Annotated in this window: 14 protein-coding genes; 9 read left to right on the forward strand and 5 right to left on the reverse strand. The window is 51.2% G+C overall.

Translation table 11 applies throughout. The features are described from left to right. The first annotated feature begins 38 nt into the window (after positions 1-38). A complete protein-coding gene (gene yihG, locus WG929_RS07540) occupies positions 39-941 on the forward strand; it encodes a 1-acylglycerol-3-phosphate O-acyltransferase, YihG family (protein WP_416205553.1) in 903 nt (300 codons plus the stop codon). 108 nt (positions 942-1,049) lie between these two features. After that, a complete protein-coding gene (gene cysK, locus WG929_RS07545; protein ID WP_416205554.1) occupies positions 1,050-1,997 on the forward strand; it encodes a cysteine synthase A in 948 nt (315 codons plus the stop codon). A gap of 125 nt (positions 1,998-2,122) precedes the next feature. On the opposite strand, the gene leuD is transcribed toward cysK, so the two are convergent. The 3 genes from leuD to WG929_RS07560 all read right to left on the reverse strand — a co-directional run bounded on the left by leuD (position 2,123) and on the right by WG929_RS07560 (position 4,830). Beyond that, complete coding sequence (leuD, locus tag WG929_RS07550) at positions 2,123-2,758, reverse strand: 3-isopropylmalate dehydratase small subunit (protein WP_416205555.1); 636 nt, start codon at positions 2,756-2,758, stop codon at positions 2,123-2,125. Next, positions 2,751-4,178 carry a 3-isopropylmalate dehydratase large subunit gene (gene leuC, locus WG929_RS07555; protein WP_416205556.1) on the reverse strand — a complete coding sequence of 476 codons (1,428 nt, stop codon included), beginning with the start codon at positions 4,176-4,178 and terminating at the stop codon, positions 2,751-2,753. The genes leuD and leuC overlap by 8 nt, the downstream gene beginning before the upstream one ends. Before the next feature lie 61 nt (positions 4,179-4,239). Further along, positions 4,240-4,830, reverse strand: a complete 591-nt coding sequence (locus tag WG929_RS07560) for a MarR family winged helix-turn-helix transcriptional regulator (RefSeq protein WP_416205557.1) — start codon at positions 4,828-4,830, stop codon at positions 4,240-4,242. Between the two features lie 182 nt (positions 4,831-5,012). Here WG929_RS07560 and WG929_RS07565 point away from each other — a divergent pair, with 182 nt between their 5' ends. The 7 genes from WG929_RS07565 (at position 5,013) to WG929_RS07595 (ending at position 12,194) form a co-directional block, all read left to right on the forward strand. Beyond that, positions 5,013-6,209, forward strand: coding sequence for a 3-hydroxybenzoate 6-monooxygenase (locus WG929_RS07565; protein WP_416205558.1), 1,197 nt, complete (start codon positions 5,013-5,015; stop codon positions 6,207-6,209). Positions 6,210-6,278: 69 nt separating this feature from the next. After that, entirely contained in the window at positions 6,279-7,301 is a 1,023-nt protein-coding gene (locus tag WG929_RS07570; protein ID WP_416205559.1) for a TRAP transporter substrate-binding protein, read from the forward strand. Positions 7,302-7,317: 16 nt separating this feature from the next. Then, positions 7,318-7,818: a TRAP transporter small permease gene (locus WG929_RS07575; RefSeq protein WP_369856764.1), complete on the forward strand. Its 501-nt coding sequence runs from the start codon at positions 7,318-7,320 to the stop codon at positions 7,816-7,818. Between the two features lie 4 nt (positions 7,819-7,822). Continuing rightward, positions 7,823-9,112, forward strand: coding sequence for a TRAP transporter large permease (locus tag WG929_RS07580; protein ID WP_416205560.1), 1,290 nt, complete (start codon positions 7,823-7,825; stop codon positions 9,110-9,112). Between the two features lie 201 nt (positions 9,113-9,313). After that, positions 9,314-10,375 (forward strand): cupin domain-containing protein, encoded by a 1,062-nt coding sequence (locus tag WG929_RS07585; RefSeq protein WP_416205561.1) that lies wholly within the window; start codon positions 9,314-9,316, stop codon positions 10,373-10,375. A 107-nt stretch (positions 10,376-10,482) separates the two neighbouring features. Then, entirely contained in the window at positions 10,483-11,346 is an 864-nt protein-coding gene (locus WG929_RS07590) for a fumarylacetoacetate hydrolase family protein (protein WP_416205562.1), read from the forward strand. A gap of 239 nt (positions 11,347-11,585) precedes the next feature. Then, on the forward strand, positions 11,586-12,194 hold the full coding sequence (locus tag WG929_RS07595; protein ID WP_416205563.1) for an alpha-ketoglutarate-dependent dioxygenase AlkB family protein: 609 nt from the start codon (positions 11,586-11,588) through the stop codon (positions 12,192-12,194). Here WG929_RS07595 and WG929_RS07600 read toward each other — a convergent pair. After that, positions 12,186-13,196: a hypothetical protein gene (locus WG929_RS07600; protein ID WP_416205564.1), complete on the reverse strand. Its 1,011-nt coding sequence runs from the start codon at positions 13,194-13,196 to the stop codon at positions 12,186-12,188. The two genes, WG929_RS07595 and WG929_RS07600, sit on opposite strands and share 9 nt — an antisense overlap. A gap of 59 nt (positions 13,197-13,255) precedes the next feature. Next, entirely contained in the window at positions 13,256-14,122 is an 867-nt protein-coding gene (locus tag WG929_RS07605) for a cation diffusion facilitator family transporter (protein WP_416205565.1), read from the reverse strand. Positions 14,123-14,197 lie beyond the last annotated feature (75 nt).

Raw genomic sequence — 14,197 nt, forward strand, 5'->3', positions numbered from 1 at the left:
ATCTCGGCCATTCAATAACGATAACGAAGAACGCTCCCATGCCCGCATTTCTGACCGGACTGATCGCCATCCTGCTGTTAATATTAAACACCCTGCTTTGGGCGCCATTATTGATCGGCCTGGCCTTGCTGAAATTATTGTTGCCCATTCCCGTGGTACAAACGACTCTGAGTTGGCTGGTTGATGGCTGTGCCAGCTGCTGGATTGCCGGCAATTCCGCCTGGATGAAACTGACTCAAGCCATGGACTGGCAAATCGAACGGCCAGAACAACTGAGCTCCAAGGGCTGGTATTTTGTTGTCAGTAACCACCAAAGCTGGGTAGATATTCTGGTGCTGCAACACTGCCTCAATGGCCGTATCCCCTTGCTCAAATTTTTTCTCAAGCAAGAGCTGATTTGGGTGCCGATTATGGGGATCGCCTGGTGGGCACTCGACTTTCCGTTTATGAAGCGTTATAGCAAAGCCTACCTGGCCCGCCATCCGGAAAAACGCGGACAGGATCTCAACACGACCCGCAAGTCCTGTGAGAAATTCCAGCGCAAGCCCACCAGTGTGATGAACTTTCTCGAAGGCACCCGCTTCAGCCAGGGAAAACACGCGCTGCAACGCCCGTCCTATCGCCATTTGCTGCAACCCAGAGCAGGCGGCATGGCGTTTGCTATGAGTGTAATGGGAGACAACTTCCACTCACTGGTCGATGTCACCATTCACTACCCGGATGGCGTACCCACGTTCTGGTCGTTCCTGAGCGGCAAGATGCGTCGCTGTCAGGTGCTGATTCAACAAAAAGACATCCCGGCAGAACTGTCCCAGGGGGATTATCAGAACGACATAGACTTCCGCAACCGGTTTCAACAATGGGTACATGAATTGTGGCTGGATAAGGATGATACGTTGGAGCGGCTGTCGCTGACCTCGTCAACCCGTCGAGTGGAATAGCCGCAACACCACAATCGGAAAAACGAACTTTCCTGACCCGCAATGGACAGACTCCGAGACTACACGGTGACAGAATTGCCACTACAAAACTACCAAGGAGCGTATTCGATGAATGTTTTTGAAGATGTCAGCCAGTCGATTGGCAACACCCCACTGGTACGTATCCGTACCCTGACCGATCACCCACACGTTTACGCCAAACTGGAAAGCCGCAACCCGGCCCAGTCGGTCAAATGCCGGATTGGCGCCAATATGATCTGGCAGGCCGAAAAAGATGGCCTGCTGAAGCCGGGCATGGAAATCGTCGAACCGACCAGTGGCAATACCGGTATTGCCCTTGCCTTTGTTGGTGCAGCCCGTGGCTACAAGGTCACCCTGACCATGCCAGAGACCATGAGCATGGAACGTCGCAAAGTGATGATGGCACTGGGTGCCAACCTGGTACTGACCGAAGGCCCAAAAGGCATGAAAGGCGCGGTCGACAAGGCTGAAGAACTGCTCGCGGAAGCACCGGCAACCCGCATCATGCTGCAACAGTTCAACAACCCGGCCAACCCGGCGATTCATGAACAGACCACTGGCCCGGAAATCTGGCGCGATACCGACGGTGAAGTCGATGTTGTGGTTGCCGGAGTGGGTACCGGCGGTACAATTTCCGGCATTTCCCGCTACCTCAAAACGCAAAAAGCCATTACGTCTGTGGCAGTGGAACCAGCAGCCTCACCCATTATCACCCAGAAACTGAAAGGCGAAGACCTGACCCCGGCGCCACACAAAATCCAGGGCATCGGTGCCAACTTTATTCCAGGCAACCTGGACCTGGATATTCTTGACCGGGTTGAACAGGTCAACAACGAAGACGCTATGGCCATGGCACATCGACTGATGTCGGAAGAAGGTATCCTGGCCGGTATCTCTTGTGGTGCCGCCATGGTAGCCGCCTTGCGCCTGGCAGCCGAAGATGCCTTCAAAGACAAGAAAATCGTGGTGATCCTGCCGGACTCCGGTGAGCGTTACCTGACGTCACCCCTGTTTGACGGCTTTTTTGACAAGTAATAACACCCGGCCCCGCTGTAGATCTTATGGCAGGGCTGCTTTGGGGCGCGTTAAAGAAAGCCACAACGTGTCCAGCCCTTCGGGGCCGGTCTGCAATGTAACGGGCAATAGCAACACTGGACAAACTAGAATACCCATGGCTCGATTTCGCGACGACAGGCTTCATAAGCGGCAATAGCCTCTGACTGCTCAAGAGTGATATCAATATCGTCTAATCCAGCCAAAAGCTTGTTTTTCACGACAGATCCAATATCAAATTTTAATGCAGTTCCATCGGGTTTTAATATCGTTTGCGATATCAAATCAATGGTAAGCCAGTAACCCGGCGAAATGTCGACTTCAGAAAAAAGCGTATCGATTTCGAAAGTATCCAATACGATGGGCAACAATCCGTTTTTCAAGCAATTGCCAGAGAATATGTCAGCAAAACTGGGGGCCAGTATCGCGCGAATACCAAAGTCTCGCAGTGCCCACGGCGCATGCTCTCTGCTGGAGCCACAACCAAAATTTTCACGGGTAAGTAGGATTTGACTCCCTAGATAGCGGGACTGATTTAACGGGAAATCGGGATTTAATCTGCGTTCTTGATCGTCCAGACCCGGCTGGTGCTGATCTAGATAGCGCAATTCATCGAACAGATTGGGGCCAAAGCCGGTACGACTGATCGATTTCATAAACTGTTTTGGCAGTATTGCATCGGTGTCTATGTTTGCGCGGTTTAACGGGACAACCAGAGACTCAATGCGGGTGAACCTATCCATTTATCAGCTCCTGAGTAATATCCACAAAGTGACCGGCAATGGCCGCTGCTGCTGCCATGGCCGGGCTGACCAGATGAGTACGTCCCCCGGATCCTTGCCGGTCTTCAAAGTTACGGTTAGATGTCGACGCACACCGTTCACCAGAGGATAAGCGGTCGTCATTCATCCCCAGACACATTGAGCAGCCGGGCTCTCTCCACTCGAACCCGGCATTAGCAAACACGCTATCCAACCCTTCCGCTTCTGCTTGCTCCTTTACCAGGCCGGAGCCTGGTACCACCAAAGCCTGCTTGATCCAGGGTGCAATCTTTTTACCACGTACCATCTCGGCAGCTGCCCGAATGTCTTCAATCCGTGCATTAGTGCAAGAGCCGATAAAAATCTTGTCCAGGCAAATGGATTTGACCGGCATGCCTGACTCAAGACCCATATACCCAATGGCTCGTTGTAAACCAGCACGTCGAGTGATATCCGGTTCATCAGCTGCATCCGGTACGTAACCATCAACGGGAACCACCATATCGGGCGAGGTTCCCCAGGTCACCATAGGCTTGATCAACGACGCATCAATAGTCAAAAAAGCATCGAAGATGGCGTCGCTATCACTGTTTAATGTCAGCCAATACTCCACCGCATTGATCCAGTCATCGCCTTTGGGGGCGAAGGGTCGGCCATGAATGTAATCAATCGTTTTGTCGTCGACAGCAATCAATCCAACTCGGGCACCCGCCTCAATCACCATATTACAAAGTGTCATGCGGGATTCCATCGACAGCGCGGATATGGCTTTACCAATAAACTCGATTGCGTAACCGGTCGCACCAGCGGTGCCTAACCGACGGATCACCTCGAGAATCAGATCTTTTGCCGTGATGCCCGCAGCCAGATCCCCATCAATTTTCACCATCATGGTCTTCGGTTTGTTCAATATCAGGCATTGAGTTGCCAGTACATGCTCCACTTCCGATGTACCAATGCCGAACGCCAGGGCCGCAAAGGCTCCGTGCGTACTGGTATGTGAGTCTCCTGCAACCACCGTCATACCCGGCAGTATCGCCCCTTGTTCCGGCCCGATCACATGAATAATGCCTTGACGATGATCCATCAAACCAAATTTATTCAGACCAAACTCGGTACAATTCTGATCAAGCTGCTCAATCTGAATTTTGGCAAGGTTATCCTGAATTGATCCGATCGAGGTTCGTTCACTTGCAAGTGTCGGAACATTATGGTCAACCGTCGCAAGCACACTACCCGGGCGCCACATCTGTCGACCTGACACTCGCAGTCCTTCGAACGCTTGCGGGCTTGTGACCTCATAGACAAGATGGCGGTCGATATATATCAGAGATGATCCATCTTCCATCTCGGTCACGACGTGTCGATGCCACAGTTTTTCAAATAACGTTATACAAGCCATAATAGACTCAGCCTCTGATTACAAGAACACCCGACTTATTGACAAGGGACGATAATATTTATTATTCCGCTGAATCGTTCATCTTCAACTTGAGCGGAACCCGGCTGAATTTATTATTCACATGAACCAGCTTGGATAACAAAGCCATGAAGACATCCTGTTCTTCCGCAGATAACGGGGCTAATAAACGCTGTTGTATTCGAGAAATTTGTTCGACCGTTTTTCTCAACAGTTGATTGCCAGCATCGGTGATATAAAGCTGCTTGACCCTCAAGTTCTCTGGGGGGGTAAGACGCCGAACCAGACCTTTATTTTCCAGTCCTTTCAGCATCGTCGCCACGGTGGAACGATCAATCGCTACTATATTTCCCAGACCTCGTTGATCGATACCTCCATGATCTCTGATGGCCAGCAGTGATGCATATTGAACTGACGTTAAACCATATTCGCCCAGTTCATCAGCAAACAGGGCAACAGAAATCTGGTGAGATCGCCGTATAAGGTGCGCTGGTGCCATATAAATAGCGGCTATCTCCGGAGGCTCTCCAGAGACAGAAATATTGTCCCAAAACTTTACGCTACGCTGCGACGAATCCAGCTGCTCTTCTTCAATGGGCTCATCGGATGCCCACTGATCTGGTGGTGTATGCAAGGCCATTCCCCAAAAAAATTACAAAGGCAATATTAACCTATTGACATCCCTACTGCAAATTGTCAGCATACTGACAATAGATCATCAGTGTACTGATAGTTTATCAATCATGGTATGACCCGAGCGAAAACAAGCCCTTTCACGTGCGAACCATACGCAACCAGAGGCTTCAGGAGAGCTATATGAGCGACGTTATCAATACCGAAATTATTATCGTAGGAGGGGGCATCGGCGGTTTGGCCGCTGCCCTGGCGCTGGCGAACATTGGCAAACACGTCTGCGTGCTAGAGCAGGCAGCAGAGATTGCAGAAATCGGTGCCGGGATCCAGCTGGGTCCCAATGTGTACAAGATGTTTGAACGGCTCGGACTGGTGGATGAAATCAACAGCATCTCGTCGTTCCCTGAAAGCCTGATGATGCGTGACAGCATGACCGGTGAATCCGTCATTGAAATACCAGCCGGTAAGCAATTTAAACAGCAATTCGGGTTTCCCTATGCCGTGATTCATCGGGCTGACCTGCATGGTGTTTTATTAAAGAAATGCCAAACATCAGACAAGATCGAACTCCGGACAGGTGCCAAGGTTACCGGGATTGAGGAGTCAGATACCGGCACCAGCGTGACAACAGAACAAGGTTTACGAGTCAACGGCGGTGCGCTTGTCGGAGCCGACGGGATCTGGTCCACCATTCGTCAGTATGTTGTCGGTGATGGTGATGCTCGTGTTTCCGGTCATGTTGCGTACCGGGCCGTTATACGGGCGGAAGATATGCCAGAAGCGCTGCGCTGGAATTCCATGTGCCTCTGGGCTGGAGAAAAGTCTCACCTGGTGCAATATCCAATGCGCGGTGGTGAGCTGTTTAATCTAGTTGCTGTTTTTCACTCAGACAAGTTTACCCAAGGCTGGAATGACTTCGGTGACAACGAAGAGTTGGAGCGCCGTTTTGCAGGCAAGTGCCCAGAAGTACTTTCCCTACTTGGCAAAATTGAAAGCTGGCGTATGTGGGTATTAAGCGATCGTGAACCAACCCGTGATTGGGTCAAGGGTCGTATTACATTACTGGGGGATGCCGCACACCCAATGCTTCAGTACCTTGCCCAGGGCGCCAATATGGCCATTGAGGATGCCATTTGTCTCGCCGATATGTTGGTAAATGAGAACGGTGACTATGCCAAGGCATTTATACGTTATCGCGACGCCCGCTACCTCAGGACTACCCGAGTCCAGATGCAGGCCAGGCTCTACGGCGAGATATACCATGCCAGCGGCGCTGTCCGCGATTTCCGTAATGCCGAGCTGGCCAGTTGGTCTGATGAAAAATTTTATACCGGGATGTCCTGGCTCTACGACATCCAACCGTCTTGGAGAGATCAATAACTAGCAAAAAAAGACCAATCCAAGCAACAAGATACGCCATTCTATAAATAAAAATAAACGGTGCAGATAATGAAAAAAAGACATCTAAAACTCATCATATTATTAGCGTTAATGCTTTCGTTCAACTCTGTTTCTTATGCTGAAACAACAATACTGCGCTACAGCGCCTGGCTGCCAGCGACGTATTTTATGCATAAAAATGCGCTTTATAAGTATTTTGAAGATATTGAGCAGGTCACAGAGGGTCGAGTCAATGTCGAGATATCCGCCGCTCCATTGGGACCTGCGCCACGAAACTTCCAACTCGCCCTGAGCGGTATCGCTGACATTACCTGGGGTCTGCATGGCTATACACCTGGTACATTTCCATTGAGTGAAATGGTGGAACTTCCTTTTAATTCAACCAATGCCGTCGAAAACTCAGCCGCCTACTGGAAAGTGTTCAAAAAATATTTTGAACCCGCTGGTATGCATAAAGGGGTACACACCCTGACCGTACACACGCAGCCGCCAGGGCAGATATTCAGCGCCAAGCAAGCGATCACCGAAGCCAGTAACTTTGAAGGCCTCAAAATCCGCTCGACCAACAGTGGTGTTGCCGAATCTCTTGCTTTACTCGGTGCAGTTCCTCTCGGCATTCCGGTTACTGAAATGCGCGACGCCTTGCACAAAGGTATTGTGGATGGGGTATCGCTGACCGATGAAGCCCTTTACAGCTTCAATATCGACCGTTTGATCAAGCATAAGCTTGAGGTTCCAGGCGGAATATACAACGCCAGTATGTTTCTTGTCGTGAACCAGAATAAGTGGGATCAAATATCTGCGGCTGACCAGCAGGCCATCACGTCGATCTCAGGAGAAGTACTCGCCCGTCGTATGGGTCAAGTCTGGCAGGATGAACTGAACCATGCTGCCGCCCAGTTGGCAGCAGATGGCATTGAGAAAAATGTGGCCTCCGGGCCGCTGTTCGAATTCATCCAGTCACGCCTATCCAAACAGGACGCCAATTGGGTGAAAAAAGCCAATGCGCTCAACGTAGACGGTCAGGCTGCACTTGAGATGTATCATGCCGAATCCTCCAGGGGTCAATAACGCAGGGGAACCAGCTATGCATTTTAATACTGCACGAACCATTGCCCGCCAGCTGGAATCCATGGCAGCAGTGGTTGCCGGAACGCTGATATTTCTATTGGTACTTATTACCTTTGTGGATGTTACCGGACGTCAATTCGGGCATCCACTGGCGTTTGCTTTTGAGATCACCCAGCTCACGGTTGGCATCATGTTCTATACCGTTCTGCCGTTGGTTACGCTCAGGCGCGAACACATTACCGTTGACCTGATTGCTATCAACCCTGACTCATTCGGCGTTCGCGTACTGGCTGCCCTGGTCAATTTACTCTGCGTTGGAGCCCTGGCAGTCACTGCCAAGGAGCTCTGGCGGCAGGGTGAGATGCTGGAGATGCTGAATACCGTGACGATGTTTACCCGCTGGCCGGTGGCTCCCTTTGTGTATTTCATGGCAGTGCTGGCGATGTTTACTGCCCTGATATTTGTTGCCTTGGTGGTCATTGACGCCAGGCACGCTCGACGATTCGATAAGGAATAACACAGTGCTTATTTTCTTGGCTTTTGTTGTACTGTTCGCTCTGCTGCTCTGCCGGGTGCCGATTGGATTTGCGCTTGGTTTGATAGGAACTGGGGGCTTTGCCGCGATCGTCGGACTCGAGCCAGCGCTAAGGAGTCTGGGCGGAGTAGCATCCGATACCGTGATGAGCTACGACTTCGCGGTCATCCCCATGTTTATTCTCATGGCCAACCTAATCGGGCGATCCGGCATATCAGACGATCTTTATGCCACGTCCAATGTCTGGTTCGGAGGGGCTCGTGGCGGACTGGCTATTGCCACTATCGCTTCCTGTGGTGGATTCAGTGCAGTTTCCGGATCCAGTCTTGCGACAGCCGCGACAATGGCCAAGGTGGCTATCCCCCCGATGCGTTCCTATCACTACTCAGACACCCTGGCTGCAGGCGCAGTCGCAGCGGGTGGAACACTTGGCATTTTGATCCCGCCCAGCATCGCCCTAGTGCTCTACGGCATCATGACGCAATCGGATATTGGCAAACTGTTCGCTGCCGGTGTGCTGCCGGGTATTTTGGGAATTGTGCTGTACATGGCCGCAATCGCCATCTGGGTGCGTATCGATCCCGATATAGGGCCTGCGGCTAAAAAACACAGTTTTCCCGAAAAAATAGCCTCTCTCCGTGGTGTGATCGGTATCTTGGCCTTGTTCACGCTAGTAATGGGTGGGCTTTATGTCGGCTTATTCACTCCAACTGAGGCGGCGGGTATTGGATCCTGCGGCGCTCTGTTGATCACCACCCTGCGCGGACGCTTCAACTGGAAGGAATTCCTGGAGGTGATTTATACCTCTGCTCGCACCTCAGTCACCTTGTTGACGATATTGATCGGTGCCATGTTGTTTGCCAATTTTATCAACGTTGCGCGATTACCGCAGACGATCGGAGATTGGGTTTCTGGATTGGAACTAGCACCTATTTATGTGATTCTCGTAATTGTCGCCGTGTACGTAATTCTGGGTTGTTTTCTGGAATCACTGTCGATGATGTTACTGACCGTACCTATATTTTACCCTATCGTTGAGATGATGGGTTATGACCTTATATGGTTTGGCATTCTCGTCATTGTGGTCATTGAAATCAGCATGATAACGCCACCAATCGGGATCAACATATTCGTATTACGCAGCGTATTACCAGACATACCGACAAAAACCATTTTCAAAGGCGTCATACCTTTTATCTCTGCTGATCTGGCACGAATATCATTATTGATTATTTTCCCGGCAATTTCACTATGGCTACCATCTTTAATGAGGTGAAACCACCAACTACTGACCCATGTCAATATATTTCTGGCATATCAATCCTGTCAGCTACGATCGCTATAGCTGACGTTTTTCTTGAGATGTCTGACAAAGATAAAAAATGGGCTACTGATTTCAACCAGGATTAACAGTAAAGAAAGCAGAACAATAAAAACCCGCACTGATAGCAACCATCACAGCCGGAGGAAATATGTAATGGCATCGTTTGATTCGCTAACTAACGCTGACAAGCAAAATTTTTATCAAGAGCTAGATCCCGTTTCACTAGCACCTCTCTGGGAGGTTATGAAAGGCCTGGTTCCTTTTGAACCGACAAACAAGGCCGTTCCCTACGCCTGGCACTATGAACAGATGCGTCCGTTATTGATGAAATCAGGGGAGTTGTTGACAGCAGCAGAAGCCGAACGCCGCGTATTGGTGTTTGAAAATCCATCCTTTCGGGGACAGTCTATTGTCAACTCGACTTTGTATGCTGGTATTCAGCTTATCCTGCCTGGAGAGACGGCTCCAGCCCACAAACATACCGCTGGTGCCTTGCGTTTCGTACTCGAAAGCGGGGGCGGCTATACCTCGGTAAACGGTGAAAGAACCACCATGCATCGTGGCGATCTGGTTCTGACACCCAGTGGTACTTTCCACGATCACGGCCATGATGGAGAAGGGCCCGTTATTTGGATCGATGGATTGGATGTGCCCATTGTGAATTATTTCCAATGTGGTTTCAGTGCCCAACTTGATACCGAACGGCAACTAATAACCAAGGTAGAAGGCTATTCGGGTGCAGCGTTTGGTTCAGGCATGGCGCCTTTCGAGTCCAGATCTCCATTTGGATCAACATCGCCTATATTTTCTTATCCCTATTCGCGCGCGCGGGCAGCATTGTTAGCAATAACGGAATCAGAAAAACCTGATCCGCACTGGGGATATGTACTCAAGTATGCGAATCCGTTAACTGGCGACTGGATTATGCCAACAATGGCGGCTTGGTTAGCATATATCCCAGACCAGATGATCACGCAAAAATACAGAACAACAGACAACCAGGTACTGGTTGTCTCAGAAGGTACTGTGCAGGTGGATATTGGCGATGAAACCTTTGAGCTAGGCCAGAACGACGTGATGGCCCTGCCCGGCTGGACCTGGCGCCAGTTTCATGCCAGTGAAGACTCCGTATTGTTTTTCTTCTCCGATCGCAGCGCGCAGGAGAAGCTGGGTATTTGGCAAGAGCAAAAGGGAGGAGCAGAAACTCAACTATAAAGCCGGCCACGATTTATCGTTATATGAACTCACTCATCGTGGCAAATCAGGGGCTTTATATGGCGTCGTGCCACTAACGAATCTTTAAACTCCGAGAGGAACCAAAAATGCGCATTTGTTTCTTTAATGATCAACGTCTGGGACTCGTCGATAACAACCAGGTACGAGACATCAGCGAAATATTGAAAGAGCTCCCGGCTCATGCTTACCCCTACCCCAGGCATGACCTGCTTATTGCTGCGTTACCTGAGCTGCATGACAAGATCACTGCTCTCGCAGCAACTGCACCGGCTATTGCCCTAGATCAGGTGACCCTGTTAAGCCCGGTACAAAATCCAGGCAAGATTGTTGCTGCACCGGTCAACTACCAAAAGCATCTGGAAGAAGCGATCGAGGATACCGCCACCTTCTCGCGCGCCCACGTGCGGAAAATCCAGGAAACCGGATTATTTCTCAAAGCAACACATTCTCTGGTAGGTGCCAGTGAAGGCATTGAACTTCAATTGCTGGAGCGCCGTACCGACCATGAAATCGAACTCGCGGTCATCATTGGTAAAACATGCCGGAATGTGGACTATGAAGATGCCCTGGCGCAGGTGGCAGGCTACTGCATTGGCCTGGACATTACCATTCGAGGCCCGGAAGAACGCAGCCTGCGGAAGTCGCTGGACACATATACCGTGCTCGGCCCCTGGTTAGTAACGGCTGACGAGCTAAGCGATCCATCGCAACTCGAAATGACATTATTGGTCAATGATGAACAACGTCAGCATGCCAATACCAGAGATCTGATTCTGGATGTCGCAGACCTGATTGTTTTTGCATCCAAGTTCTACACCTTGGAACCGGGAGATATTTTATTGACCGGCACTCCTGAAGGTGTCGCGCCCATTCATCCCGGTGACAAGCTCTGCGCCAGTATCGACAAGATCGGCACCATAGACGTAGAAGTAAAACCGATAGTTTCATAAAGTCATTTAGCGGCCGTAAACGCTCCGCCAGACCAACACCCATCCTCTTTGACAACGAGTGATGGGTGCAGCTTAATAGCAAAAGTCGGCTTGTGTTCAAACGCAGAATTTCAAACCAAGGATTTTCAGGGTATACCCGGATATTTTTAACTCCGTAATTTCGAGCGCAGTCATTTATAGATATACACTGCCACCGTCGCAGCCCTGTGCCAATAAGGAGGCTGGAGGAAAATATCAGCATGTTATTGCTTTCCGGAATGACGCCAGAGCAGCTCCTCGACGGTCAGCTAAGTTACTACCCTGAGCTTATCCGCGATTCCGACACGTTGCTGCAAATCTTGCTCTCCGAACTGCCCTGGCACTCTGACTCAGTCCGAGTTTATGGCAAGGAACACACGATTCCCCGACGGCAGTGCTGGCTTGGCGACACCGGACTGAACTACACCTACTCAGGCAAAACCCTACAACCGTTGGCCTGGCATCCACGCTTAAAAACACTCAACCACGAGCTGAACCAGGCATTGGGCCTGGCTAATAATTCGGTGTTATGCAATCTCTACCGTAATGGTCAGGATACAATGGGCTGGCACAGCGATGATGAACCGGAACTCGGCCCAGCGCCGGTAGTCGTGTCGGTCAGTCTCGGGGCCGAGCGGGATTTCGCCCTGCGGCGTAAAGGACAATCCAGGATGTATGGCAAACTGCCGCTGGCTCATGGCTCGGTACTGGTGATGAACGCCGGTATGCAAACTTGCTGGCAGCACGCCCTGCCACGTCGGGCAGGTATTGAGGCGGCCAGAATCAACCTGACCTTTCGCTGCCTGGCCAATCCCGCGCCGTTATTTTGAAATCACGCTTTCGATACGGAACATGATCACGGGGGTGGTTTCATAATCCTTGTCCCGCTCCCATACCAGCTCCGGGGCAAACTCAGCAAACACCCAATCCTTGTAGATCTGGCGTCGATAACGCACGCTGACACTGTAGTTGTAAAAACTGGGATATCCCTCGGTATCACCACTGGCACCGGCGATATAACCCAACGCGGCTCGACGGCTGAGTTCGTGGTACAAACCGCCACTGTAGGACAGCTTAAAATAATCGTCGTTAAGCAAATAAGCGGCTTTGGCGTTGATCCGGAACAGCTTCTCGATATTGAGCGGGTAGTTCATTTGCAGACTGGTGTCTTCTCCCCAGCCCTTGGTAGCGTAGTAAGACAGAGTCTGGGTTGCTTTTACTTCCCATTCGGCAAAATAGCCGTAGCGCCTGGCCCGGAGACGAGTAAACGGATCGGGGGGGAGCCCCCAGCGGACACCGGTATCAATGTCGGTCTTCCAGCGTTCACTCTCCTGCAGAATAAACCGCAACGCGGCGGAGTAATGGTTGTTTTCAATACTTTCCAGCGGGTCGGCTTCACGCGCTTCCTCGTCTTCCGATTGCAACAGCAAATTCAACCGCTCGCTGATATTCGGTAACTCCAGATTCACGCTGATTCCAAATTTATAATCCACCGGATCGCCCAGCTCGCGCCGGGTATAAAACGACAGTTTGGCACGGCTGCCCTTGACGTCATCTTCGAGAATGTTTTCACTAAAAAAAGTATCGACAAAAAAGCTGTCGAGGCCACCCGACAGGTTATCCAGATAACTGGCCAGCCACTCTCGGGAGCGGTTCACCATATCGTCCGTCACCTGCGTTTCTGCGGTATAGGGTTCGCTGGTTGACGCCTCGCTGGCCTCCGCCGACAAGGTTTCCTGGCCAGCGCGGAGATAGGGTTCCGATGTCAATGCCTTAACCGGTGCTGCGGTTAACAGGCTGATCCCGAGGATGATAGCCCAGCGTCCGTGCATACGGTCACTCCCTGTCATTCCTGGACATGGCCAGAGTTTACACAAGTCCTGACAGCCCGCTAAACCGGATCATGATGAATCAGTACCTCGGCACGGGGGAAGCGCGCCAGAATCGCGGCTTCAACCTGATCGCCAATCGCATGGGCACGGCTCAGGGTCTGGTCGCCATCCATATCCAGATGCAACTGGATAAATTGCACCGCTCCGGCCTGACGGGTTTTCAGGTCATGCACACCACGCACACCGTCAATAGCTCGAATCAGCTGTTGTAATTCCACTTCTTCTGTCTCGGGCATAGACTGATCCATCAGCACCACCAGCGCTTCCTGGATAATGTCGTAAACGCTGCGCACCAGCACCAGTGCAATCACCAGTGCAATCACAGGATCCAGCCAATATTGTCCGAACCAGGCAGCAACCAGAGCAACCACCACCGCCAGACTGGTGAGAATATCGCCATAATAGTGGGCTGAATCTGCCTTGACTGCGAGGGAGCCGGTCTTGCGTACGACCCAGCGCTGATAGAGCACCAGCGCGGTAGTGAGGGCGGTGGAAAACAGCATAACGCCGATACTTTCACCCACCGCCTTGAGCGGTTGAGGATCCACCAGCCGATCGGTGACGTGCAGCAACAAGGCCACAACCGAACCCAGAATAAACGCGGACTGCACCAGAGCTGCCAGTCCCTCAGCCTTGCTGTGCCCAAATGGATGATCATCATCCGCCGGCATCAGCGCGTAACGCACAGCAAAATAGTTCACCACGGACGCGGCAATATCCATCAGCGAATCAAGCAGCGACGACAGCACACTGGTCGAGTCGCTCACGCTCCAGGCGCCGAGTTTGGCCACCAGCAAAACCACTGCTGTTGCAATGGATGCCATAGCTGCACGCTTGATCAGTATGGCATCGGGTTGATAAGACATAAGTGCCAACCTTTAACATGATCGGCTGATTATGCCAGAGAACCTGCTCAGGTGGTGGCCCGGCAGCAAATTAGC

This window comes from Oceanobacter antarcticus (assembly GCF_044962685.1).
GTDB lineage: Bacteria > Pseudomonadota > Gammaproteobacteria > Pseudomonadales > Oceanobacteraceae > Oceanobacter > Oceanobacter antarcticus.